The organism is Micromonospora sp. NPDC049523, from assembly GCF_040676775.1.
GTDB lineage: Bacteria > Actinomycetota > Actinomycetes > Mycobacteriales > Micromonosporaceae > Micromonospora_G.
The window spans coordinates 236,234-260,198 of sequence record NZ_JBFAPP010000010.1 but is presented as its reverse complement, the minus strand read 5'-3'; the positions used below and the strand labels follow the sequence as shown (position 1 = coordinate 260,198).

Sequence of the window (23,965 nt, the reverse complement as noted above, 5' to 3'; positions counted from 1 at the left end):
CAGTCACATCGGCCGATGCCGGTCCACCCGCCGCCCCTCGGCTCTGGCACCATGGTCATCATGAAGCGGATTTCCTCCCGGATAGGCGCAATCGCCGAATCCGCCACGCTTGCCGTCGATGCCAAGGCCAAGATGATGAAGGAGGCCGGTCGACCGGTCGTCCTGTTCGGCGCTGGCGAACCTGACTTCCCGACTCCCGATTACATCGTCGAGGCAGCCCGGCAGGCGTGTGGGGCACCGAGGTTCCACCGTTACACGGCCAGCGCAGGGCTGCCCGAACTGCGCGAGGCGATCGCGGCGAAGACCCGGCGTGACTCCGGGTACCGCGTCGATTCCCACCAGGTGCTGGTCACCAACGGCGGCAAGCAGGCGGTGTACGAGGCGTTCGCGACGCTGCTGGATCCGGGCGACGAGGCGATCATCATCGCCCCGTACTGGACCACCTACCCTGAGGCGATCAAGCTGGCCGGCGGCGTGCCTGTCGCGGTCACCACCGATGAGGGGACGGGCTACCTGGCCGACGTCGCGCAGTTGGAAGCCGTACGTACCAGTCGCACGAAGCTCCTGGTCTTCGTCTCGCCGTCGAACCCCACCGGTGCCGTCTACCCGCGCGAGCAGGTGGCGGAGATCGGGCGCTGGGCCGTCGACCAGGGCATCTGGGTGGTCACCGACGAGATCTACGAACACCTGACGTACGGGGACACCGGGTTCACCAGCATCGTGACCGCGGTCCCCGAACTGGCGGACCAGTCCATCGTGCTCAACGGGGTCGCCAAGACGTACGCGATGACGGGATGGCGGGTCGGCTGGCTGATCGGCCCGCGGGACGTGGTGAAGGCCGCCACGAACCTCCAGTCCCACGCCACCTCCAACGTCTGCAACGTGGCACAGGCGGCCGCCCTCGCTGCGGTGTCCGGTGATCTCACCGCGGTAGCGGAGATGAAGACGGCGTTTGACCGCAGACGACAGACGATCGTACGGATGCTCAACGAGATTCCCGGCGTCGTCTGCCCGGAGCCGCGCGGTGCCTTCTACGCCTATCCGTCCGTCCGGGGCATCCTCGGGCGGGAACTGCGGGGGCGGTGCCCGAGCACCAGCGCCGAACTGGCCGACCTGGTGCTCACGGAGGCGGAGGTCGCGGTTGTCCCCGGCGAGGCCTTCGGCACCCCGGGCTATTTCCGCTTCTCGTACGCGCTTGCCGACGACGACCTGGTCGAAGGGGTGCAGCGGATCGCAAAGCTGTTCGCCGAGGCGCAGTAACGCCGAAGGCCGAGCCCGGGCACTCCGGTGGAGATCGAGGCGGAGGTGCTATTCCACGAGCACCTCCGCCGGCCGGCGGGCGTCGAGCGGTGGTGTCGCCCGCCGGACCACCGCCGGCACGGTGACGGCGACGAGCAGCAGGGCCGTCCCGAGCAGCAGCCAGCCCCAGCCTCCGTGGGGAAGCACGAGAGCCGTCACCAGGGTGGGGCCGACGATGCCCTGCACGATGGTCCCGAGGTTGAACACCGCCAGGTACTCCGTGCGCCGGTCCGGCGGGGCCAGCTCGAAGGAGATCCCCCAGGCACCGGCGGAATGCCAGAGCTCGCCCAGGGTCAGCGCGATCGCGGCCAGCAGTACCGCGACGACCGCTGGCCCCGCCGTGAGCTGGCTCGACAGCGCCAGGAGGACACAGAACGCGGCCAGTGCCGCCCCGGCTCGCCGTAGCCGTCCGGCGGCAACCGGCAGGTCGTCACACCCGCGGGACGCCCGGACCTGCAACAGCACGACGAGCACCGTGTTGGCGAGCAGGCAGAGGCCGATGACGGAGGGTGGCGCCTCGGTGTGCTCGACGATCCACAGCGGCAAACCCACCGTCAGCAGGGTCATGTGCAGCACCAGTGCCCCGTTGAGGGCGGTCAGCAGGAGATATCGACCGTCGCGCAGCGACCGCAGCTGCCGCCAGCCGGCGACGCGGCGGACACGGGCGACGGGCGTGGCGCGCAGTGGCAGCCCGCGCAGCAGCGCGGCGGCTACGAAGAAGGATACGGCGTTGAGCACGATCAGCCCGGCCAGTCCGATCTTCGAACCCACACCGATGACCAGCGTGCCGGCGAGTGCCCCGAGCCCGAACCCGGCGTTCTGGACGGAGCGCAGCAGAGCCATGGTCGTCACCCGCGCGGACTCCGTCGTGCTCGCCGCGACCACGGACTGTGTGAGCGGGCTGACGACCCGCAGCGCCAGCCCCAGCATGCAGCACACCACCAGATACGCGGGGAAGCTGCCCACGGCCAGGTAGGCGAGGAACCACCCGCCGCGCCAGACCTGGAGCAGGACCAACGCACGCACGATCCCGAGCCGTTCGGCGGCCACCGCGACCGGCACCGAGAGGAGCAGCGCCACCCCGGCGGACACCGACAGTCCGATTCCGATCTGACCCGAGGTGAGTCCCGCCAGCCGGGTGAGGAACAGCACCGAGGCGGTCAGGGACATGCCGCTCCCGATCGAGTCCACGAGCGTCACCGCAGCGAACCTGCGGGTCGCCGGATTGGCCGGGATCAGCTTGCCAAGCGCGGCCCTCATGCCTGGTCCGGGACGTACAGGATGTCTGCGTATCCGGCGCCGGCGGTGGCCCGGGTCCACTCGCGGAGCCGTCGGGTGACGACGTCCCGGGGTATCACCTGGAGCCGTTCCAGGAACCAGGACCGGGTCTCCTCAACCCGCTGGTCAAGTTCCTCCGTGGACGGCGTCACGAACATCACCTGGCCGATCCGCTTGCTCGTGCCCGAGAACGCACTGGGCAACACCGTGCCCGGCGGCAGGTCGATCCGGGCGAACTCCACCGCCGGCAGTTCTCGCAGCCGTTCCGCCGAAGAACACGACAGGAGGATTCCCGGCCGGCTGGGCAGGTACGACGAGCCGACCGTGCCGGGCCGGACCTTGACGTCCGGCACCTGACGATCGCCGAGGGCGCATCGCACCGCAGCCTCACCGAGATCGACGTTGAACTTGCAGTGGATCTCCTCATGCGTCAACGCCCCGCCGCGGCGCAACGCACACTCGCTGAACGCCACCCGTCCGCTATCCGGATCGTGGAACAGTTCCATGTGGAAGACGCCGTCCGTGGCGCCGAGCGCCGCCAGCGCCGCGTGCACGACCGGCCCCGCCAGGTCGTACGCCCATCGTTCGGCGTCCGGGTCGAACTTGCGCATCCGCAGCGGCGTGCCGGACTCTATCGCCGAGAGGCAGGAGGAGGCGTACTCGCCGAGCCCGTAGAAGATCACCTCACCGTGGGACACGACGCCGTCTGCCGTCCACTCCTGGCCAGGCATGAACTCCTCGGCCACGAACGTCCGGTTGGCCGTGCGCTGGTCCCGGTAAACCGAAGCCAGCCGCCGCAGCTCCGTCGCGTCGTTGACCACCGAGGTGAGGGACGTTCCCGCGCCGGTGATCGGCTTCACCACGGCGGGCGCGAAGGGCAGTCGCGCCCCTTCGCCGACGAGGTGGATGTCCTCCAGTACCGCGGAACGGGCGGCGGGGATTCCAGCGGCACGTACCCGCTCCTTCTGCAGGTGCTTGTCGCGGAACAGCACCGCGGTGCCGGGGTCGACCGTCCGACACCCGAGCGCGGTCCCGAGCACCGAGGTCGCCACCAGGGCCCACTCGTCGGTGGTCTGCACGGCGTCGAACCGCCGCCCGGCGAACCCGGCGCGGTGCAGGGCGGTCAGCACCGCCTCCGGGTTGCGGTGGTCGTCGCAGAAGACGGGCCGGACATGATCCGGGATCTCCTGCAGGCCGTTGTCCCTGGTTCCGGCGCCGTACACGGCCACAGCGTCGACGCCGAGCCGCCCGCAGGCGTCCAACACATACCGGTCAAGGCCAATCAACAGCATCATCGGCCGATTCATCCCAGACATGGTTCTTCCTCTCGGTGGCCGGCGGTCGACCGGCGGTTCGGGTCGCGGAAGGAATTGCGCGCCGTGCGAAGGCGCCAGGTTGTCGGACTCACCTGTCCCCGAGCCCGAGGTGCTGCCACTGTTCGGCGTTCCAGAGGTCGATCTCCGCGGCTGTCGGCGGCGTGTCGTCGGCGAACAGCGTCCACAACGGTGTAACGACCGCTCCTCGCAGGCGTTTGGCCTGTAGCGCGCTCTTTCCGAGTTGCACCCGCTGAAGACCGGCTGCCGCCGCGATCCGCAGTGGCTCGTAGTAGACGAGTTGGAAGTACTCCGCGTGAGCGCCGGCGCGGTCGTAGTCGAGGCCGTAGTCGAGGACATACAAATCCCCGTCCCACGGCACCAGCGAGGAGAATCCCACTATGCCGCTGGTGTCTCTCAACAGCAGGACGGTCAGATCGGGGCTCCAGTGCTCCACCATCCGGCGGTAGCGGGTCAGCCGCTTGCCCTCGGCCCCGACCGCGCCGTAGCGCTGGAATACCTGCGCGGACAGGCCCGCCAGCCTCCGCCAGTGATCACCCAGCCGGCCGCGCTCGAGGGTCAGCTTGCTTGCCTCGAAGGCCGCCTGCTCGCGACGAATGTTCAACCGCCGGCGGTAGGGGCATGCGGCCAGGTAGTCGCTCCATGCCGGGCCGGGGACCGGGAGGTACGCCTCGGCGCTCTCCACGACAGGAGTCAGGTCCGGCGCCGCGTCGCGCATGTCGGGCAGTGCCTCGTCGATCACATGGCGGTAGAGCAGCGCCGAGGCGCCGATCTCCCGGCGCCGGTCGTGTGCCGCGCGGTGCAGCAGCCGGAGTGCCGCCGACCGCTCGGCGACGGTTAGGGCCGGATGCACGATCAGGGTGCTGCGGTAGCCGTGGCCGACACCGGCAAGCAGGGCGTCGCGCCATTGAGCGGCCGGGGCGGTGTGCCCCATCGGCCAGTCGGCGGCCAGCCCGGGCAGGACGTCTAGGGCCGCCGGCAGGTACGTTGGGAGCGCGGCGAGAGCCCTCCCCGCCCCATCCGTCACCACGAGGTACTCCGTAGCGGCGCCCGGAACCACCTCGACCGTACGCAGGTAGCCGTAGCTCTGCTGCAGCGGTGCTCCGGCCGCCATGGCGTCCCATGCCGCCTGCCCCACGTTTGCGACGCTGCTCACGGCGCTAACCTGTAGCGCCGCGCCGCCCTGCTCGACCGGCGTGACCGTCACCTGGTCACCTCCCGTGAGCACCCGGCGGCTGCCCGGTTCATCCGCGCGATCTCCAACACCGACGCCGCGGCAATGAGTTCGCCACAGCCGCTACGCACCAGTTCACGCGCGATCATGGGATCTTTGCGCAACTCACCGCAGACAAGGAACGGCACGTCGTGTGCCGCGGCGGTCGCACAGATGTCCTCGACGATCCTGCGGTTCACATCGCTGTACGGATCGACCCGGAGCGCCTTGTGACTGCGGTCCACGCCGTTGACCAGGGCAAACAGATCGGAGGTGCCCACCGCGACGAACCCCGGCCGGTGCCGCTCCAGCAGCGTGGGCAGCGCGTACACCATGGCGGGAACCTCCACGGTCAGGCCCAACTCGACCCGCTTCCGCAGCCCGGCCTTGTTGAACATCGCAACGACGGCGGCGAACTCGTCGATGTTGGAGACGAAGGGAACACTCACCTGGATCTGGATGTCCGGCGCTTCCGCGGCCACGGTCCTGATCGCGTTGATCTCCGGCCACCAGAGCTCAGCCGCTCGCGGCCCCCGGACACCTAGCTCGGGGTTATCCTCCGCATCCACCGCGAGGCCGAGCTGGCGCAGCTCACCCGAGGTCGGGTCGGAGAGCACGATGCGTACCCGGCGCCAGCCTTGCGCGACCAGCTGGCGCAGCCGTTCGGTGAATGCAGTCTCAAGCCGGTGCGGATCCTGGTATGCGCCGGGCTCCGTGGCGAGCAGCTGGAACAGGCAGAACTTGAGCCGGAAGTAGCCCACGTCCCGGACGTTCCACGCCTTGTAGAGCGCCTCGTTCTCCTCGTTGAGGTGGGAGCAGATGGCAGTCACCGGCACCGCGAGTCGTTCCAGGTCGACCAGGCCGCTGGCGTCGACCTGGTACTGCCCGCCGTCGCGGAGCCGATCGAGGGGCTCGTCGCTGAGCACGAGCACCTTGCCGCTCTCCTGCAGCATCTTCCGCGCGTGGTCGGGCAGCTGCGTACCGCTGCGGACGACCACGGCCCGCACGGCCCGCTCCTGCAACGCCTGGTCGGCAACGTCGAAGGTCAACTCGTCGCGGACCAGGAGCAGCGGGCCCGTCCCGGTGATGGCGCGGTCGACATGTGCCTTCGCGACGAGCGGCAGGTCGGGTTTGATCACGGTGCGTGATTGGATCACCGCTCCGGATGGCGGGGGTAGGACGGCTGGAACGACCGGGCTGACCGAGCCGGACGGGGCTACGGCCTCGGCCGGCAGTGCCGACTCGGGACCTTCCAGGGCGAGGACGGCGGAGGAGGGCGTCATCGGGTCACCTCTACAGGGGGCAGGAGCGTGGCGGTTCGGTCAGCGGCGAGGAGCCGGGAGCCGGCCTCCAGCACGGCAACGCAGTAACCGACGGTGTTGTGGACGTATGCCTGCGTGATGATCTGGGTGATGCCGGCACCGGGGAGCACATCCGGCACGACGATCAGATGTGTCGGGGCGGTGATCACGGTCGCGGCCGACCGGGACTGGGAGAACGCCCGGGAGCCGATCGGGACGTCGGCAAGCGAGATCACCGTTGGCAGCGCCTTGGCGGCCTGCCGGAAACCGGCCAGGACGTCGTCGTAGGTGAGTTCGGCCCGGACGAAGAACCGGCAGACCTGATAGCCCGGCGGCTGGGTGAGCACGCGCAGCGAAACCGTGTTCAACATGGAGGCTCCGGGCACGCGGGACATCGACCCCTTCAGCTGGGAGAATCCCGGGCGCAGGTTGTCCCTGGCGTCCTCCCGCCGGGCACCGACACCCGTGGTGCCGAATTGGCTGGAGGCGGTGTCGGGGTGGACGATGTCGACCTCGGCGCGCACGAGGCCGACCGCTCCGGCTCGGGAGAGACGTGCCGCTTCCAACACACCACGCAACTGCGCGGTCCACCCCACGCACTGGCAGCTGCCCAACGTGTAGACGCCACCATCCGGATCCGGCACGGTGGAGGTCATCCCCAGCAGGCTCAGGTCGGCGCCGGCCAGCGGCACATACAGGCCGGGCAGTGCGGTGTTCTCCGCCACCCCGATGACGTGCTCCGCGACCTTTCGAAACCGATCCATGATGGTTCGTGACCTGATGTGGTCCCGATGTGTGGCCACGATCGCCAGGTCGAACCGGCCCAGCCCGAGCACGCTGTCATCGGTCACATCGGCGAAGTGCACCCGCACCTGCCGCTCACGGACCAGCAGGATATTGCGGGCCTCGTCTACGTCGACCTGGCCGAGCAGCGACGGGTCGGCCAGCAGCAGCCGGCCGTGGAGTTGCCTCATCGGACCCAGCGGCGCCAGTGCCGGATCGGCGTCGATGTGCCGGGTCACCACGTCCGTGATGGCGAAACCGTCCCGTCGTGGATCGTTCTGGGCGATCAAGTTGCTGCCGATGTCGGCACCGGCGCCAAAGAGCACTGCTGTCCTGAATCTGTCGCTCATCCTGATACCCCCGTGAATCCGCAGCCCAGCGCAGCTCCCTGGGCTAGCAGCGTGGTTTCCCTCTCGGTGTCGGTGCGGATCCGCGTCCGACGCGCGAACCACTCCACGACCTCCGCCATGCGGCGCAGCAGCGCCGGCTCGTCGTCCGCCGCCAGCACCGCCAGGCCGCCGTGAGGACGGTTCTCCCGTCGCATGTCGGCCATCCACGAGCCAACGCTGACGTTGATCTGGCCGTCCACGACCTGCGGCAGCGCGAGCAGCTCGTCGGTCGTAGGCGCGGCCGTGACAGCACCCGGCAGCGCCGGAAGGGACACCTTCCCGACCGCTCCGGCGATCGGTGCCCCCAGCAGCGCCGGCGGGCGGGCCAGAACCGCGTCCAGGCCTCGACCTGCGAGGTCGACGCCGAACTTGTGCCGCACCACGTCGGGAATGCCGCCTCCGCCTGGCCGAGCCGCGCACTCACCGAACCAAAGTTCCTCCTTCTCTGGCCGGTAGAAGGCTTCCAGGTGGAAGACGCCGTCGCGCAGGCCGAGCGCATCGAGCGTGGCAGCGGAGAACGTCCTCGCGAGCCGGTACCGGTCGGCGGAACGCTCGGGGTCGAACACGAAAAGTTGCGTGGCGAAGCCGCGCGTCACGTCGAGGCACGGCGTGACGTACCTGCCGACCGACAGGAACTCGAGCCGGCCGTCGCGCACGACGCCGTCGAGGTGCCACTCCTCCGCGAAGTCGACGCGTTCCTCCACCAGGATCTCCCCGTCGGTCGCGGCCCACGCGGCGGTGTACCGGTCGAGGGCCTCCATCGACGTGATGATCTCTGTGGCGCCGCAGGCCACCCCTCGTAGTGGCTTCACCACGACGGGGCGGAAGGGCTCGCCAACCACCGCCGAAGCGGCCAGACCAGACGGACTTCCCACGAACAGCACCTTCGCGGCGGGAATGCCGGCAGACGCGACGAGTTGCTTCTGTAGCGCCTTGTCGCGACTGACGACGGCCACGCGCAGCGGCAACGCGCATGCCCCGGCGGCTGCACCAAGACAGGCCGCCGTCACGACACCCTTTTCCTTGGCGGACAGGACGGCTAGAAAGTGTTCAGGACGGAATCCGGCCCGCAGGACGGCGCTCAGCACGGCCTCCGGTGCGCCGATGTCGGCCACGGGCAGTAGGAGTTCTGCGGCGAGCCCGCTCACCCCCGATGCCGCCACCTCCGCAGCATCCGCACAAGTCACGGTCGGAAGGCCGCGGACGTCACAGGCTTGGCGAAGATAGCGGTTTGCCCCGAGTAGAAGAATCATGCGTCCGGCGTAGGCGCGAGCGAAGTCGCTGCCCAGACCGGATGGTCTGCCAACCATTGAATCGTGCTCCCCGTGTAAGCAGCCAAAGTGACTGCGTGGCACCTTTCGCGGCGCCATTGCCGCAGCATTCGAGAGGCCGGCAGCTATGCCGGGCGCACGGGGGCACACGACGCGGATCGCCCGCGGATTTCACGCGCTCGTTCGACTTGGCCAAATCGGCCGAACTCACCCCCGTGATGTTCAATAGGGCGACTATAGACGGTCGTTCGGCGCCCGGCAGTCCCCCCGAACTCGCCCTCGGTCCGGGTCATCTACCGGTCGACGGCAGCATAATTCCAGCTAGAAGTGGATCGATGGACGAGCGTCGGACGTGAACGCTTGCAGATCCCCGGTCTATGATTTCCGTCACGGAAGATGGTCGAGGTGCCGGATAAGAAGGGGGTGGATCGATCCTGCAGATGCTGCTACATTTCCTACTCGGCTGGCAGCGTCGCCGCCCACAGTCCTAGGCTTCAACTTGGGAGGGCGGATGTCCGCACGGGGGATGACGCACGTCGGAATGAGGTCGGCTGAGTTGCTGGCCGAACGCGATCGCTATGTGGCCGCCTGTGTCGCCACGTCGCCAGTCTTCGTCGAGCGCGCACATGGGGCGCGTCTGTGGGACGTGGACGGTCGGGAATACATCGACTTCGCAGGTGGGATCGGCTCGCTCAATGGCGGGCACACCCCACCGGACGTGATTGCCGCAATTCACGACCAGGCTGATCGCTATCTGCATATTGGATACTCCGTGGCGCAGTACGAGCCCTACATCCAGGTGTGCAAGCGTCTCGTCGCCTGCCATCCAGGGCCGGGCCCGTACAAAGCGGTACTGGTGAACTCCGGCGTCGAGGCGGTCGAGCTCGCGGTCAAGGTGGCGCGCGCCGCCTCGGGGCGTCCCGGAGTCATCTGCTTCGATCAAGCGTTCCACGGCCGGACGCTGCTCGGTGCGACCCTGAGCTACAAGGCACGCCCGTACAAGAGAACCTTTGGGCCGTTGGCGCCGGGTGTCTATCGGGCGGCCGCGCCCTACCCCTACCGCGGCGTCGGTGTCGAGGACTCGCTTCTATCGATCCGGCGCCTGTTGCTGGGCGAGGTGGACCCGGCGGAGGTCGCTGCGGTCATCTACGAGCCGGTTCAGGGCGAGGGGGGCTTCCTTCCCGCGCCACCGGACTTCCTGCCTCAGCTCCAAGACCTCTGCCGGGAGCACGGCATCCTGCTGATCGCCGACGAGATCCAATCCGGGATGTGCCGGACTGGGCTACCCGCAGCGACGATGCACTACGAGGGGGTGGAGCCGGACATCGTGGCCTGGGGCAAGTCAATGGGCGGTGGCATGCCGGTGGCCGGCGTCACCGGGCGTGCCCAACTCATGGACGCTGTTCACCAGGGCGGCCTGGCGAGTGGCACGTTCGGTGGGAACCCGGTGTCCTGCGCGGCTTCGATCGTCGCCCTAGACCAGGTGCTGGACCCTGGATACCAGGACCACGCACAGCGCTTCGGCGACGACCTGAGAGCCGCACTGGAGGGCCTGGCGCGGGAGTTCAGCCAGGTCGGCGAGGTGCGCGGTCTAGGGGCTATGCTTGCGCTCGAGTTGATCACCGACCCGGCGACGAAAGCGCCAGCAACGAGGATCGCGGAGCGCACGGCGGTGCAAGCACGGGAGCGCGGCCTTATCGTGAAGACTTGCGGTACCTACGGCAACGTCATACGGATTCTCGTCCCGCTCGTCGCCACCCCTCGCGACGTCGAAGAGGGGCTCGCCATCCTGACCGGCGCTCTCCGCGACTGCGTGACGACCGAATAGGATCGCGGGGCCCTGCGCTTGCCGAAATCTCCATCCGAGCAGGTGAGAGCGCTGTCTCATTATCCCAAAACCTCGATGGCTGCCACCTGAGCCGGACGCGCTGCACAGGCCGTCGCTCGCTACGGCAACATAATCATCCGTGCAGGTGGTGAAGTACCAGTAGACCGTCTGCCACGGTGGCAGGTCGTGGGGTAGGTAGCGCCAGGCGATGCCGGTGCGGTTGACGTAGAGGATGGCGTTGAAGATTTCTCGAAGGTCGTGGGTAGCGGTTCGTCCGCCGACTCCGGCGTCGGTTCGGGCCTGGCGCCACGCGGTTAGCCGGGGGGCGATCAGTGCCCAGCGGGCGTCGGACAGGTCGGAAGGGTAGGTGGGTCGTTCGGTCATATGACGGGTCTACTGCGGATGAAGGAGAGTAGATCGCACGTCGAGTCCGACAATCCCTCAGCTTTTTGATTCAGACACGATCTACGGAACGATGCCGGCATTTCGACTGGGTGTTGATCGGGTCGAAATGGTTCCTATAGGTGCAACATGGCTGGCCGGCCGGCTGGGTGGTCAGCCAGTCAAGCCTGGCGAATCCCACCCAGAAATGATTGAAACGTCCTCTTAGTCATGTCCCGTCCTGCTGGGGTGTCGCGTCGGTGACGGCGTCACCGAACGGGCTCGTCAATCGGGCCGGCGTCGTTCCGGCCGCGGCGGCGGCCTCGATGGATCCAGTGGCCCGTACCGCCGCCCGATAACCGCTTGCCCTCGTTCCGTCAAGACAACCGATCATACCGAATTCCCGACGCTTAGGTCGAGTGTCGGCCATCGACATAGATCACTAGCGTTGGGTTGTCGTGCTCGGATCACGAGGATCACGGATCGCCAACGGGGAGGCGCCGGTGCACACAAAATGGACTTATGGCGTGGGCCTTGGCGTGATAGTCAGCCTATTAGCCCAGGCCATACCGGGGTGCCACTGACACCGGCCGACGCTCGTCCACTTTCAGCCCAGGCGGTGACGCCGACGCCACCGCCTGCAGCGGTGGAGCCGCCGCCAGATTTGCACGTCACCGAGACCGTTGGGCCAACCGAGGTTTCGGAGGACATTTCGGTCGACACGATTTGGGGCCCCCAAGGGTCGCCGTACGTCCTCCGTGGCCCCATACATGTAAGTCGATCAGCATCACTCACCCTCCTTCCCGGCACCGTCTTGAAGATTGATCTCGATAGCGACTTTATCGTTAATGGTCAGCTCCTCGCATTAGGCACTCCCAGAAATAGAATCACCATCACTTCGATACGCGATGACTCCATCATGGGCGACACCGGCGGCGACAGCAACAGCACCGCGCCAGCGATGGGCGACTGGGATGAGATCCGAATCGCGAGCATGGACTTCCGGACACCCGCGAGCATGTTCGACTATGTCGACATCAAATACGGCGGAACAGGTTCGTCCGGATGCATCAACGCTGCCGTCAACGTCGATTCAGTAGCTTCCCGTACATTTGTCACGAACTCGACATTCGCGGCCACGGCCGGCGGCGTCTACTCCGGCGCAGAAAGCAAGGGTATCGCCGCCGTCTACAACTCTCAATTCCTATCCGGTACCTGCGGGGTATCCGTCTATGGCGGAGCTCGTGCGGAGATCATCGGCAACACCTTCGGACAGTCACTCACCAGGGCCCTACACGCATCGAATCCCGGAAAGATCCGGTTCTGGTTCAACCAGACAGAGGAAGACGTTTCTGTCTTCAACCTTGGCGGCCCCAGGCCGACCAGAACTCTCGTCGACGTACGATACAACACCTTACTGGGCGGGGTGAACGGAGCAGATACCTACGACAATCACCACTCCTTGGATGACTGGTCGGGCAATTGGTTCGGACATGACGCGAATGCCGCCCTGCCGACATGCATGGATCCTGCGGTCGCCGCGAGCCTGAATCCTCCCGTCCGGACGCAGGCGTCGACCGTTTGTCCCGCTGGGCAGCAGGCCGTCGTGGGCTACCGCAACGCGGTGGTGCCAGCGCTGTCGGCGTCGCCACAGGTGCTCCCAGAGGCTGCCCGGGAGACGGCGGCACCCCGGTTCGGCCCCGTCAACACTTATACGGGGGCATTGACATACCAGGTCCAGGATCTGGCTGTGCAGGATGCGGGGAAGCAACTGACGGCTACCCGCACGTACCGCTCGGATCGACTCGCCGGCGGAGATGCCGGTTAAGGCTGGACGAGCGCGTTCTCCACGAGCCAACGGCATGGTCATCACCCAGGAGTACGACTGGGCGGGGCGCCTGGTCACGGAGCGCACTGGGCGCACCGGCACACACACCGTTTACGACGGCGAGGGCCGGGTCATCTCCCGAATCACGGGCGTGCCGGATGTCCCCATGACGCGATACGGGCCATCCGCGCCAGCAACCCTGTACGACGGCAAGGGTGACCCGGTCATGACCGTAGATCAGAGGGGCAGTTTCACCACAACAACCTTCAATGATCACCATCAACCGCTGGTCACCACTCGCACCGACGGCTCGACAATCAGCCGGACCTACGACAGCCAGGGACGGCTCGCAATAATCATCGACCCCCTCAATAGGGTATGGCAGTACGGACACAACGATCGCGGGCAGGCAATCTCGCAACTCGACCCACTCGGCCGCGCCCGGAGCGTCAGCTACGAGCCGGATGGTGACCCGTCCTCGGTAACCGACGAGACCGAGGCCACAACCGCATTCGAATACGACTCGTACGGGCGGCGTACCTCAATCACCGACCCGCTTGGCAATCGAACGCAGATCAGCTACACCTCCTGGGACGAGGTGCGCCAGACAGTGCGGCCCCGTGGCGGCACCACCACGGTCGAGTTCGACAACGACCGCCAGCCACACAGTAACCGATCCTGTCGGCGCCGCCACCAGCTACGAGTACGACTCCGCGGGTCGCCTGGAATCGACCACGGACGCGCTCAACGGCGCGACCTTGGTCGACTACGACGCTGTTGGTCGAGTCCTCAAGGTGACCGACGCACGGGGCTTCGTCCTCGGCGACACACTGTGCGACGAAACCCGAACCGCAATCGGCTGCGCCACCACCGGAGCCGCAGCCGGCGCCGTCGCCGGACTCACCGGCGGCCTCGCCGCCAGCACCGGAGCCGGCACACTCGCTGTCGGCGCCCTCTCCGGCCTCACCGGCGACGCCACCGAACAAATCCTCTCCACCGGAACCATCGACACCCAACGACTCGCCAGCGCCACCCTCGCCGGCGGAGCCCTCGGCTGGGCCGGCGGCAAGTTGCTCAGCAGGCTCGGAGCCTCGCCAGTCAGTAAGCCTGCGCTAGCAACCCCGCCGAAAAGCCTTGCGATTCTTCCTCGCCACTATGAGTTTGATATGGTGACGAATCCCGGTCCGCTCGCATCGCTTCGAGGTGCTCCTGCCGGAAACTTCGCTGGTGGCCGATACAATGCGACGTCACTGACAGCCGACACTATCTTTTATCGGGCAGGCAAGGCAGGCGGAGGACCTAATGGCTTAGGGCAATGGTTTACGACTACGCCTCCGAATTCTGTCGCGCATGCCAGAATCGACACAGCCGTCCGAGCGCAATGGTTTGACCCTGGTACGGGCGGCTTTACCGGAGCGTCTCCTTTGGAGTCGGCGTACGCTGTTTCGATTCCAAAGGAAACCACGGTCTATAGTGGGCCAACCGGCAGCCAGGGGGAATCTTCGTGGGCGGTGAGCAGCAGACGTTCGTTCCGGAGCCCTGGAAAATCAGCGGAGTTAAGGTCCTATGGGAGAGGCCCTATCGTGACACAAGAGTCATCACGCACAGAAGTCCGTGAGGCCCTCAGGCGCTTGCATGACCTGGTTTACCCCGAAGGGCATGAGGCCAGCCGATGGGTGCAACTTATTCGCGCCGCCCAAGCCGTCGCCGCGAGTCCAGACGTTCTGGACCTCGACGCATTGCAGGAGGTTCGCTCTATTTATCGATCGATGTACGGAGGTGGACGTAACTTCAGCGATTTCTTCCTTTGGCGAGAGGATTTTCAAGATCGCCTGATTGCCAACGAAGAGCTCAAATCAGCAAAGGATGAATTGGAGAGAGTCTTAGATATTAATTGACTGGCGGGGCGGCCTATATCTCGATCCGGGGCTTCGATGTTGGCGGTGGCGACCAGGGCGTGCCTCCGGCGGGGCGCTCAGACACTCCCGGATGTTGGCGCCATCCCGACAACCCTTGTCCGGGCGGAGCCGAGCGGACAGGGCCTGCCCGGTCAAGGTCGTTCAGCCGCTGGGTGCTCTACCTTGACCGGGCAGGCCCAGCCCACTCCACAATGTGCGGACGAAGGCCGACGGGATGACTAGGCTGCGGGACTTGCTCGCCTTGCTCGCCTCCGAAGGCGCTTACTCGTCGCATGAAGGAAGAAGAGGCGGTTCTTTCTTGCAAGCTGCCGTCCCTCCACGGACTTTCCTAGAGCCTGCACAAACGGTACAGCCGCTCCTACTACGCCAGGCAGGAGTACACCGACATGCCCGAGGTGGCAGCACTGACCGCGACGACAACCCCGGCAGCGCTCAAGAGTGCGTCCTTACCTTCGGTTACTGCCCCTAGAAGGTCTCGAAGGTACCTTGACCTACGAGTTTCGTAGTCCAACTCTGCGACGATGGGCGCAACTTTTTCATGCCAAACGAGGCTTACCTCGCGCTCAATATCTGCATCCGTGCGTTCGAGTGAGCGCTTCGGCTCAGCTCCGATCATAGATAAGGAAGCTGGATCGATCATTATTGGGCGGTCGAGCTCGTTGACTGCCTTGCCCAGCTCAGCGGTTGCCCGGTTCCAAAGCGATGTGTATGGCTCAGGCGGGACCGTAGGGGTGCTATTCCAGTGGTGAACCTCGACCAACCCCAGCTTTACGGCATGGTCGATTGCACCTGATTGCATCGACGTATAGCCCTTACGCAACTCGCGGAAGTACGCCTCGTTAAGCTCTCTAATCTGATGCTCGTGTTGCCTCCAAAACTCAAGGGGTCCCCCCAACTCTCGGACAATCTCATACCCGGCTTGTCTGAAGCGTTGCAGATCCGGCACCTTGCCCAGGTCGACCCCTAGGGCTTGAAGTTGGGCATCCGAATAATCGTCTAGGAGGCTGAAAAACTGGCTTGGTGCAAGCATGGGCAGCCGGAGCTTTGCTGCCTCCGAAGTGAGACTTTGAGCAAGAGTGCTTCGGTAGGAGTACAAGTCGACGTGGTCTGCATAGAGCAATCCCGGCTTCAGACATTCCTCGTCATATCGGGAGAAGTCCGACAGATCGAAATTGGACGGGATTCGAATGATCGAATCGCCGCCGGGAGAAGTGACCACTGCTAGCTGGAACGCGTCCACGCCACCCCGCATCGATCGCTTAGGTTGTTTTGGCAGGATGACACGCGGTAGCAAGCGGTGGGTTAAGGGTCAACGGCGGTTACGGCGTCAGCTCGTTGACTAGCGTCAACAGAGGTAGCGGGATCACAAAACCGATACGGGCGACCGTCTCTAAACCGCGTGTCGAGGTGGAGAGGTCCGGGGGAGTACAGCAGGGAGGTACAGCAACCGACCACGACGCACGGAACCGGCAGCAGGTGTGGGACACCGGCCCGCGTCGCGTGAGGCTGCATCCGACCGTACCGCCCGAACGTGACATGAAGGGTGCAACGGCGCTGAGCGGACGTCAACTGCTCTCTATCTTGCCTGACAGAGTCAGGTGCGGGGAGAGCGCGGTAACGGGTGCCGGTCCTGCTGAACGTTTCCTCGGGAGCAGATTTGGGAGCAGCGGTTTCGGCGCCCGAGAACTTCGGAAGAGTGCTCCGCTCTAGCGCTGTAAGGGTTGTGACCAGGGCCGATGTCGAGCTTGACCTCTTCTCGGAGTCGGAAGTGCTCAGGCTTGCGCACGTCCCTCCGTCAGCAGAGGGCGTCGCACCTTCATGGCGAGCGGAAGAGGGGGCCCGACGCGGTCCGACAACGCAGGTCGGCCGCAGCACAGGCGTGCGCATCACGGCGCCCCGGTTGTGGCTGGTGCCTCTCGGCGTATATGGCCAGGCTGAGGTCTCCCCGTCGCTGCGGGTGCCTGGGCTGACGCACCGCCCGTTGCCGCGCCCTGGGTCTTGGTCGATCTGTTGTGTTGCTGCCGCGGCGTGGGAGGTCCGACAGAGCCAGGTCCCTATAAGCGATCACGGAAGAGGTCACTGGTTCAAACCCAGTGTCGCCCACCAGCAGTATGAGCAGGTCAGACGGCTCGTTACCGGAAGTCCGGTAACGAGCCGTTCCCGTTGTGGCCCATTATGTTGGGAGCAAATTGGGAGCACATGATCATCTTGCGTGTGATTGGGCGTCGGGTCGAGCGGCGCGGGTGCGACCGGGGCAGACGTCCAGGTCGACCAACCCCCGGCGACTCCCGTACGTCTTGCTCAGCTTCTCCAGCCGAATAACATCTCCCATGCCTTCAACAGTATCGAGATTTCAGAGATCTCCGAACATTGGGAGACGTTAGGATTTCGTCAGGATGAGCGACGAGAGAACGGCGATGGCAGCCTTGAGTGATCCCGCTGAGCGGCTGGCCCTGGCCCTCACCCAGGGCGGCCTGCAACGGATGACCGCACGGGTACTCGCCGCGCTGCTGTTCACCGAACAGGAGACCATGACGGCGGGGGAGATCGCCGAAACGTTGGGGATCAGCTCGGGCAGCGTCTCTACGTCGGTGAAGGCGCTGACCGGGGTCGGGCTGATCGAGCGGGTACCCGCCCCAGGAAGCCGCCGGGAACACTTCCGCCTACCCGAGGGCGCCTGGGCCACCCTCATGTCCGGCCAGAACATGATGGTGAAGACCATGAGCGATGCCGCCGAACAGGGCATCGCCACCACCGGCGAGGAGAGCATTGCAGGCCGCCGCCTGACCGAGATGCGCGACTTCTACGACTACCTCTGGCGGGAGCTTCCCGCCCTGATCGACCGCTGGCGCAGCACGAAGACCGAACAATCCTGACCTGCTCAGTCGACCACCGGTCTCGTGTTCCTGGATCAGGCGCAGCTCCGGCTACTCATGGCACCGAACGGCTAGCCTCGCCGGCTGGCGTCTCGCCTTCAGTGCCGTCAGGATGATCGTGAAGGGGGTGGGCATGTGCTGCATCTCAGGGTGATCGTCCCGGCCGAACGGAGCCAGGCGGTCGTCGACCTGCTGTCCACCGACCCCGCAGTCACGCACGTCGTCGTGCTGCCTGGCGCGGCCAAGGTTCCGCCCGGCGACCTGGTGCTCTGCGACGTGGTCCGAGAAGGCGCCGACGGGGTCCTGGTCGCGCTGCAGAAACTGGGCGTGGACAAGGATGGCGGGATCGCCGTCGAGGGCGTGGACACCACGCTCTCCACTGCGGCCGACCGGGCTGGTCGTGCCGCGCCGGGGTTGGGCACGGACGCCGTTGTCTGGGACGAGGTCGCCCGCAAGACCGGTGAGGAGACCCGGCTCTCCGCGACGTACCTGTTGCTGATCACCCTGGCCACCATCATCGCCGGGATTGGGGTTCTGCTGGACCAGCCGATCCTGATCGTCGGCGCGATGGTGGTCGGTCCGGAGTTCGGTCCGCTCGCCGCACTCAGCGTGGCGCTGGTCCGGTGGCGGCCTCCGATCATCCGGCGATCCGCGACGGCCCTGGTGGTCGGCTTTCTCGTCGCGATGGCGGTGACCGTGCTCAGCACCTGGGTGTTGACCTCGGCGGATCTGATCGACCGGGAGATGCTGCTCGCCGAACGGCCCCTGACCGATTTCATCTGGCGGCCCGACGCACTGTCCTGGGTGGTGGGATTCCTGGCGGGGGTGGCCGGCATGCTCTCGGTGACCTCGAACAAGTCCGGCTCGCTGGTCGGTGTACTGATCTCCGTGACGACCGTGCCAGCGGCGGCCAACGTCGCGGTCGCGCTCGCGTACAACGTGCCCAGCGAGGCGATCGGCTCCGCCCTCCAACTGTTGATCAACCTCGCCGCGATCGTGCTCGCCGGGGTGCTGACGCTGCTGGTGCAACGGCTGTGGTGGTCGCGGATCACCGCTTCCCGTCGATCCTGGGCGGATCGATTGGGCGGACCAGTCGTGCCCCACGGGAGCGGCCGGGCGTCGCGGCGGCCGGCCCCATCTCCGGGTACGGCCGACCCTGCCGTTCCGGCTATCCGAGACGATGACCGGTCGGCTGTGTGAGGTCGGCCCACCGCGGGTCGCCGGATTGGATCGGCACACAGCCAAGATTCGCCCAGTCGGTCTTCGTGGCTGTACTCCGTTGTATATGAGCGGATGAGGGTCTGGCTGGGCACGTATGCGAACCCGACCTTCGGGACGTGTCTGACGCAGGTAGTCCGGTCCTGATGTCCGTGTGAAGAAATCGGCCGAAGGCGTATCGGATTCGTCAAGACCCCTTGGCGGCAGACACGGGGCGCGCTCCCATAGGTAGCGAGAGGGCGCGCGAGCGGCCGGTGCTGGTGAAGGAAGACGATGGCCATGCGTCGCGAGGCCGCTTCGGAAAATGACCTATCCGAAAATTCGGGCCTGAGTCTCCGTCTCGTGGCGGGCTGGGCGGTGGTGGTAGCCGCCGCTGTCGTCGTTGCGCTGTTGGTCCCGGCCGATGCGTTGCCGCTCCGAGTGCTGGTGCTGGCTGCGGTCGTCGGCGTCTACGCCGCGGTCGTTCCCGACACGCGGGCCACCCTGGGAACAGCCCTGATCGCCGTGTTGGTATTCACGGGCTTCCTTGCCGCTGGGTACGGTGCGCTGGGCTTCCGTGCCGGTGACATCGCGTCTTACACGGCTCTGATTGGGTTCGCGACCGTGCTCGGTCTCGGGCAGCGGTGGATGCGCGCGGGCTTTGTGCGCCCGGAACCCGGCGCCGCGACGCCGCCGCCGGGCACCGATACCCCTGGCGCAACAACCCAGCGCAGCTTGTCTGACAGCGCAGTACCCGCCGCGCTCCCTCGCTGACGTCGGATTCGGTCTGCCGACACCCGGGTCAACCGCCGACGTGGATGCCGGGGCGGTGAGCGGGGTTGCCGCACCGCCGCGGTCCGCCGGCACGTGCTCGACATGCCCGCCCCGATCGTCGCCACCGCGCTCGGCTACCACCAGGTCACCGCCCCCGTCTCGCCACCGGCGACTGCACCACCTGGTGGAACTACGCCCCTGGCTATCATGGACGGTGAGATCCGAGACTGTGACCTTCAAAGCCGATTCGCTCAGGCGCTGCCGAACCGGGTCGAGCTGAAGTCCTCCTCGTCATGGGCGACATGGAAGCCGATCTCCTCCAGCCGCTCGATCTCGGTAATGGGCACCCCAGCCGGCTGGGCACAGACGGTCAGCTCACCCGGCGTGCAGTGCAGCGGGCTGATGTCGTTGTTGTGGGCCGGGGCGAGGATCGCCAGGGCCTCAACCAGCTCGCACCACGCAGGCGGCGCGTCGGGGCCGAGTAGTTGCCGGACTAAGGCCCGGCGGGTCCCGGGGTCCATGGTGATCTCAGGCTCGTCCTCGTAGCTGAAGATTTTCATGCCACTGCCTCCGTCTTGATCTGCTCTAAGGCTTGCCTGATACGCCTGCCGCTGCCGGCGGCCGGCCCACCATCATCAACCTCGAGATCCTGCGCGCCGGCCGCGGCATGCTGCCCACCCCAAACCCAACCAGCGTCACCTCCATCGCCCAGTTGCCTCGGCGTCAGCCCCGGTACCTGCTGCGAGTCGACGAAGCGCCCTCACCCAGGTCTTCGCGCAACCTCCCGCCACTACCGGACCCGGCAGTTTCATGTCCCTGAGGGCGAGAATCCGCGACGGTTAATAGGCGGTCTCACCAGTCGGGTGGCCTGGTGGCCAGGACCCCAACGAGGGGATCCGAGCCGTACCGGTGCCCTACGAACGACGAGTACGATCAAGGCGCCCGGAATCCGGGCGCCTTGATTCTCCGCTGGAAGCTATGGCAACGACCTAAGCTGGCGGTTGAGGTCGGTCCTGGAGTAGCTGGGGGTCGAAGTGGGCCTCGCCCTCCGGGTCGATGAGGTTCGCCGCCCGGATCTCTCGGTGCAGAATCGCCATGTTGCTGGGACATCACTCTGGCCCCGGTTCGTGTCGTAAGAGTGGCGAGTAGTTGATCTTGTGTGGGAGCGGCGTGGGAGCCGTGGCGATTACCGTCGTTCGCCGAGGATTGACGACGGCTACCAGCGTTCGGCGACGCCACCGGATGCGAAGATCATCAGCCGGGGCGTGGGGTCCGCGTGGGGTCCCTGGTCGGGGCTGCGACGCCTACCGGCAACTAACGACGCCTACCGCTCCCTGTCGACGGTTATCGACCGCAGGCGGGTACCCTGAGGAATCGCGCCCTCGTAGCTCAGGGGATAGAGCATCGGTTTCCTACACCGTGTGTCGCAGGTTCGAATCCTGCTGGGGGCACCCCGCTGACCAGCCGAAACGCAACCTGAGCGACGAGTCCACGGTCTCGGATGTCCGTTTTTGGCGTCCCGGTGGGAGCCGCGTGGGAGCGATGGTCGACAAATTGTTGGTCAAGATCATAATCTTATTGAGACATCCAGGACGGTGCCGGCCACGCCTCGGTGGCAACCACCCGCCGGTACGACCGAAGCTGCTGTTCTGGCTGGCTTGTGAGTCACCTCGTCGCGGTCGACCATTCGGCCGCCGTCACGGGGCTGTAGTAGCGGGTGAAACCGCACCTCCAGGCGATCGGGTCGGCGAGCGGCGCGCCGCCCCAGCGGGGTGTGCCGGACACGAGCAGCCGGGTGCCGATCTGATAGGCCGGGACGAACTCGGAGGTGGCGTCGTCCGTTCCGGCACCCGCGGTGGGCGGTGTCATGTCGACCGCCGCGGTGTCCGCGGCGCCGCCCTTGAACCAGGTGTGCACCTGGAAGGTCACCGATCGCAGGTCCAGCGGGGGATCCGTGCCGCGCTCGGTTCGTGCCGGTCCGATGCCGGTCACGGTGCCGTCGAAGGCGAAGGACTGTTCGGCCAGCGTCTTAGGTGAGTACGGCTTGACGCACTGCTCCGCGCCGGGGGCAAGCGCGTCGCCCGGCTCGACCCCGGCAGGCAGTTCGGCTCCCGGTGCCGAGGCGACCGGTCCGGCCGAGGAGGTGACTGGCGGTTGTGCCTGCGGTGTCGTGGCCGGCCGGTAGGCGCTGTACGCGCCTGCCGCGATGATCACTGCGGTGGTGGCTACGGCCGTCGTCAGGGTCCGGCGTCTGCGGTGGACCCGGCGGATCGCCGCAGCGGCCACGGCCTGCTCGTCGGGGGCGTCGGCGGCCTTGGCGGCGAACAGTTCGCGCAGCTCGTGCTCGGTCGACTGGTTCATAAGGTCTCTCTCTGTGCGTCGATGGCCGCGGGTCCGCGCAGGCTCGCCAGGGCGCGGGAGGCGGTGGCCCGCACCGAGCTCTCGCTGACCCCCATGGCCGCGGCGATCGCCGCGTCGTCCAGGTCGGCGTAGTAGCGCAGGACGAGCACGGTGCGGGCGCGCGGGGCGAGCCTGCTCAGCAGCATCCGCGTCTGGTCGCGGGCGGCGATGGCGTCGGCCGGGTCGGGCACCGTGGCGCCGGTCTCGTGGCGCAGGTCGGTCGGCCGTTCTGTGGTCCAGCGCCGGCGGCGCCAGCTCAGGTGTGCGTTGACCAGCATGCGGCGTACGCATGCCTCGGGGTCTGCTGCCGCGCGCACCCGTTTCCAGTGCCGGTAGACGTCGGCCAGCACCGTCTGGGCAAGGTCCTCCGCCACCTGCCGGTCGCCGCTCAGGACGACCGCCAGGCGCACCAGCGACCGGCCATGCACGGCCACGAATTCCTCGAACGACACGCCTGCTCCCGTCAGTGCTCCTCACTAGGGAGACGCATCGGCCGCCGCCCGGCGCTGCAACCCGGCGCGTGCCGGTCCCTGCCGGATCTGTGCTGACGATGGTCACCCTACCCGGCGCCGCCCACGCGTCCCCTGAAGCGATCATCGATCCGGACGCGCAGTACGCCGCCTTCCTGGCGGAGAAGGAGGCGGACGGCAGCTGGGCGGGCTCCGCTGATCCGGGCGCCAAGGCCAAGGCGCCGGCCACCGACCTTGCCGCCTTCCCGAAGCTCACCGACGAGCAGCTCGCCGCGATGGAGGCGTCGGCGCACAAGGCCGCGCCGGCCGCCGTGGAAGAGGCGGTGACCGTGTAGGACGTGCGGCTCACGTCGGCGGGCACTGCCGTGACCACGTACGACCCGGCACCGGGTTTCACGCCGGAGCAGCTGGCGAAGAAGCTCCGGGCACAGGGGAAGGCGTCGGTCCGCGTCGTCCGTTCGGCGCCGGCCGACGGGGTCACCGTGATCGCGCCCGGCGACTGCTCGTACGGATCGGCCGGGACATCGCCGCCGCCGACGCCCTGGTCGTCGCCGCGTGCGGACTGGTGCGCGACCCGGCGGCCGCGGTGACCGGCACCGTGTGGACGCTGCCGCAGGAGGCTGCCGTGCAGGTGTCGCTGCCGGAGCTGCTCGCCGAGCGCATCACGGCGAAGGCCCGCGCCCAGCACTGGTACGACCAGGCCGACGCCGAGCTGCACCGCCGGCAGCGAGCCGACCGGCTCGGCCTGGTCGACGTCGCCGACGTCGCCCGGCTCCTGGGTGCGCCGGCCGCCGCGTTCCTCGGGTACGCGATCGGCCACCACCCGCGCGCCATGGCCGACGCGGATCCGGAGCTGGCCGACGCGGTCCTCGGCTGGTGGGACGGGGACCGTGCCGACCCGGCCGCCGCGGGCCGGCAGCGCGAGGTCCTGGTCGACCGGCACCACCAGGAGTGGACCCGGCAGGCCCGCAGCCTCCTGGCCGCCGTCGACCAGCACGGCGACCAACCCCGGCTCTGCGCGGCCGCTGATCGGATCCAGCGGGGGGAGCTGCTGACGCGTACCGAGGTCGACCTGCTCGCACTGCCGCCGGGCCGCAGCCGGGAGCAGATCCAGCAGACCGCGCTCGCCGGCTACCAGACCGACCGGGACGCGGCCGCCGCCGCGGCGTACGACGCGCTGCCGTGCGCGGGCCCGCCGCCGCACGACGGTCGACGAGCTGGCCGTCGCCCGCGACGTCGACCGGCTGCTGGTGTGCGGGACGCCGAGCAAGCTGGAGAAGAACTGTTAGTTACGCCCGTACGGGCGCCAGCGTGGCCGGCCGCCGTCGAGGGTGGGGCGCCCGGCTGCCGCGCCGGCGGGGCCGGCTTGCCACCTGTCCCGTCCAATTGAGGATGGCGAGTCACGCGGGCGCTGAGCTGGAGTC

General features: G+C 67.1%; 20 protein-coding genes, 1 tRNA gene and 2 pseudogenes. 12 read left to right on the top strand and 11 right to left on the bottom strand.

The features are described from left to right. Positions 1 to 60 precede the first annotated feature (60 nt). Positions 61 to 1,260: a pyridoxal phosphate-dependent aminotransferase gene (locus AB0J90_RS18405; protein WP_363597269.1), complete on the top strand. Its 1,200-nt coding sequence runs from the start codon at positions 61 to 63 to the stop codon at positions 1,258 to 1,260. 48 nt (positions 1,261 to 1,308) lie between these two features. Here the strand turns inward: AB0J90_RS18405 and AB0J90_RS18400 are convergent, their stop codons facing one another. From AB0J90_RS18400 to AB0J90_RS18375, 6 genes are all read right to left on the bottom strand, one after another. Then, positions 1,309 to 2,559, bottom strand: coding sequence for an MFS transporter (locus AB0J90_RS18400; protein ID WP_363597267.1), 1,251 nt, complete (start codon positions 2,557 to 2,559; stop codon positions 1,309 to 1,311). Continuing rightward, positions 2,556 to 3,893, bottom strand: a complete 1,338-nt coding sequence (locus AB0J90_RS18395) for a hypothetical protein (protein ID WP_363597265.1) — start codon at positions 3,891 to 3,893, stop codon at positions 2,556 to 2,558. Before AB0J90_RS18395 ends, AB0J90_RS18400 begins: the two co-directional genes overlap by 4 nt. An 88-nt stretch (positions 3,894 to 3,981) precedes the next feature. Further along, complete coding sequence (locus AB0J90_RS18390; protein ID WP_363597263.1) at positions 3,982 to 5,067, bottom strand: GNAT family N-acetyltransferase; 1,086 nt, start codon at positions 5,065 to 5,067, stop codon at positions 3,982 to 3,984. 47 nt (positions 5,068 to 5,114) lie between these two features. Further along, on the bottom strand, positions 5,115 to 6,263 hold the full coding sequence (locus AB0J90_RS18385) for a putative PEP-binding protein (RefSeq protein ID WP_363597261.1): 1,149 nt from the start codon (positions 6,261 to 6,263) through the stop codon (positions 5,115 to 5,117). 140 nt (positions 6,264 to 6,403) lie between these two features. Further along, a complete protein-coding gene (locus AB0J90_RS18380) occupies positions 6,404 to 7,558 on the bottom strand; it encodes a hypothetical protein (RefSeq protein WP_363597259.1) in 1,155 nt (384 codons plus the stop codon). Continuing rightward, positions 7,555 to 8,745 (bottom strand): hypothetical protein, encoded by a 1,191-nt coding sequence (locus AB0J90_RS18375; RefSeq protein ID WP_363597257.1) that lies wholly within the window; start codon positions 8,743 to 8,745, stop codon positions 7,555 to 7,557. Before AB0J90_RS18375 ends, AB0J90_RS18380 begins: the two co-directional genes overlap by 4 nt. Before the next feature lie 634 nt (positions 8,746 to 9,379). Between AB0J90_RS18375 and AB0J90_RS18370 the strand changes: the two genes are divergently transcribed. Further along, positions 9,380 to 10,696: an aspartate aminotransferase family protein gene (locus AB0J90_RS18370; protein WP_363597255.1), complete on the top strand. Its 1,317-nt coding sequence runs from the start codon at positions 9,380 to 9,382 to the stop codon at positions 10,694 to 10,696. Between the two features lie 132 nt (positions 10,697 to 10,828). On the opposite strand, the pseudogene AB0J90_RS18365 reads toward AB0J90_RS18370, so the two are convergent. Continuing rightward, a pseudogene (locus AB0J90_RS18365) lies at positions 10,829 to 11,080 on the bottom strand (transposase); the annotation flags it as partial. Positions 11,081 to 11,996: 916 nt separating this feature from the next. Here AB0J90_RS18365 and AB0J90_RS18360 point away from each other — a divergent pair. From AB0J90_RS18360 to AB0J90_RS18350, 3 genes and pseudogenes are all read left to right on the top strand, one after another. Beyond that, entirely contained in the window at positions 11,997 to 12,905 is a 909-nt protein-coding gene (locus tag AB0J90_RS18360; RefSeq protein WP_363597253.1) for a hypothetical protein, read from the top strand. Beyond that, positions 12,895 to 13,467: pseudogene (locus AB0J90_RS18355) on the top strand (hypothetical protein); the annotation flags it as partial. The gene AB0J90_RS18360 and the pseudogene AB0J90_RS18355, both read left to right, overlap by 11 nt. A gap of 58 nt (positions 13,468 to 13,525) precedes the next feature. Next, positions 13,526 to 14,803 carry a hypothetical protein gene (locus tag AB0J90_RS18350; RefSeq protein WP_363597251.1) on the top strand — a complete coding sequence of 426 codons (1,278 nt, stop codon included), beginning with the start codon at positions 13,526 to 13,528 and terminating at the stop codon, positions 14,801 to 14,803. Positions 14,804 to 15,185: 382 nt separating this feature from the next. Here the strand turns inward: AB0J90_RS18350 and AB0J90_RS18345 are convergent, their stop codons facing one another. Next, positions 15,186 to 16,064, bottom strand: a complete 879-nt coding sequence (locus AB0J90_RS18345) for a hypothetical protein (protein ID WP_363597249.1) — start codon at positions 16,062 to 16,064, stop codon at positions 15,186 to 15,188. A 1,156-nt stretch (positions 16,065 to 17,220) separates the two neighbouring features. Here AB0J90_RS18345 and AB0J90_RS18340 point away from each other — a divergent pair. From AB0J90_RS18340 to AB0J90_RS18330, 3 genes are all read left to right on the top strand, one after another. Further along, positions 17,221 to 17,700, top strand: a complete 480-nt coding sequence (locus AB0J90_RS18340; protein WP_363597247.1) for a MarR family transcriptional regulator — start codon at positions 17,221 to 17,223, stop codon at positions 17,698 to 17,700. 135 nt (positions 17,701 to 17,835) lie between these two features. After that, on the top strand, positions 17,836 to 18,900 hold the full coding sequence (locus AB0J90_RS18335; protein WP_363597245.1) for a DUF389 domain-containing protein: 1,065 nt from the start codon (positions 17,836 to 17,838) through the stop codon (positions 18,898 to 18,900). A gap of 291 nt (positions 18,901 to 19,191) precedes the next feature. Then, positions 19,192 to 19,671 carry a hypothetical protein gene (locus AB0J90_RS18330; protein ID WP_363597243.1) on the top strand — a complete coding sequence of 160 codons (480 nt, stop codon included), beginning with the start codon at positions 19,192 to 19,194 and terminating at the stop codon, positions 19,669 to 19,671. Positions 19,672 to 19,922: 251 nt separating this feature from the next. Here AB0J90_RS18330 and AB0J90_RS18325 read toward each other — a convergent pair whose 3' ends face one another. Beyond that, on the bottom strand, positions 19,923 to 20,231 hold the full coding sequence (locus AB0J90_RS18325) for a hypothetical protein (RefSeq protein ID WP_363597241.1): 309 nt from the start codon (positions 20,229 to 20,231) through the stop codon (positions 19,923 to 19,925). Between the two features lie 818 nt (positions 20,232 to 21,049). Here AB0J90_RS18325 and AB0J90_RS18320 point away from each other — a divergent pair. Then, a tRNA-Arg gene (locus AB0J90_RS18320) sits at positions 21,050 to 21,122 on the top strand. A gap of 214 nt (positions 21,123 to 21,336) precedes the next feature. Here the strand turns inward: AB0J90_RS18320 and AB0J90_RS18315 are convergent. Further along, positions 21,337 to 22,032 carry a hypothetical protein gene (locus AB0J90_RS18315; protein ID WP_363597239.1) on the bottom strand — a complete coding sequence of 232 codons (696 nt, stop codon included), beginning with the start codon at positions 22,030 to 22,032 and terminating at the stop codon, positions 21,337 to 21,339. Continuing rightward, positions 22,029 to 22,523, bottom strand: a complete 495-nt coding sequence (locus AB0J90_RS18310) for a sigma-70 family RNA polymerase sigma factor (RefSeq protein ID WP_363597237.1) — start codon at positions 22,521 to 22,523, stop codon at positions 22,029 to 22,031. Before AB0J90_RS18310 ends, AB0J90_RS18315 begins: the two co-directional genes overlap by 4 nt. A gap of 98 nt (positions 22,524 to 22,621) precedes the next feature. Between AB0J90_RS18310 and AB0J90_RS18305 the strand changes: the two genes are divergently transcribed. From AB0J90_RS18305 to AB0J90_RS18295, 3 genes are read left to right on the top strand one after another with little or no spacing between them, the layout of a single operon-like run. Next, complete coding sequence (locus tag AB0J90_RS18305) at positions 22,622 to 22,876, top strand: hypothetical protein (protein ID WP_363597235.1); 255 nt, start codon at positions 22,622 to 22,624, stop codon at positions 22,874 to 22,876. 3 nt (positions 22,877 to 22,879) lie between these two features. Further along, a complete protein-coding gene (locus AB0J90_RS18300) occupies positions 22,880 to 23,131 on the top strand; it encodes a hypothetical protein (RefSeq protein ID WP_363597233.1) in 252 nt (83 codons plus the stop codon). Continuing rightward, the gene (locus AB0J90_RS18295) at positions 23,107 to 23,931 is read left to right on the top strand and encodes a hypothetical protein (protein ID WP_363597231.1); all 825 of its coding nucleotides are present in this window, start codon (positions 23,107 to 23,109) and stop codon (positions 23,929 to 23,931) included. Before AB0J90_RS18300 ends, AB0J90_RS18295 begins: the two co-directional genes overlap by 25 nt. The last annotated feature ends 34 nt before the right edge of the window (positions 23,932 to 23,965 follow it).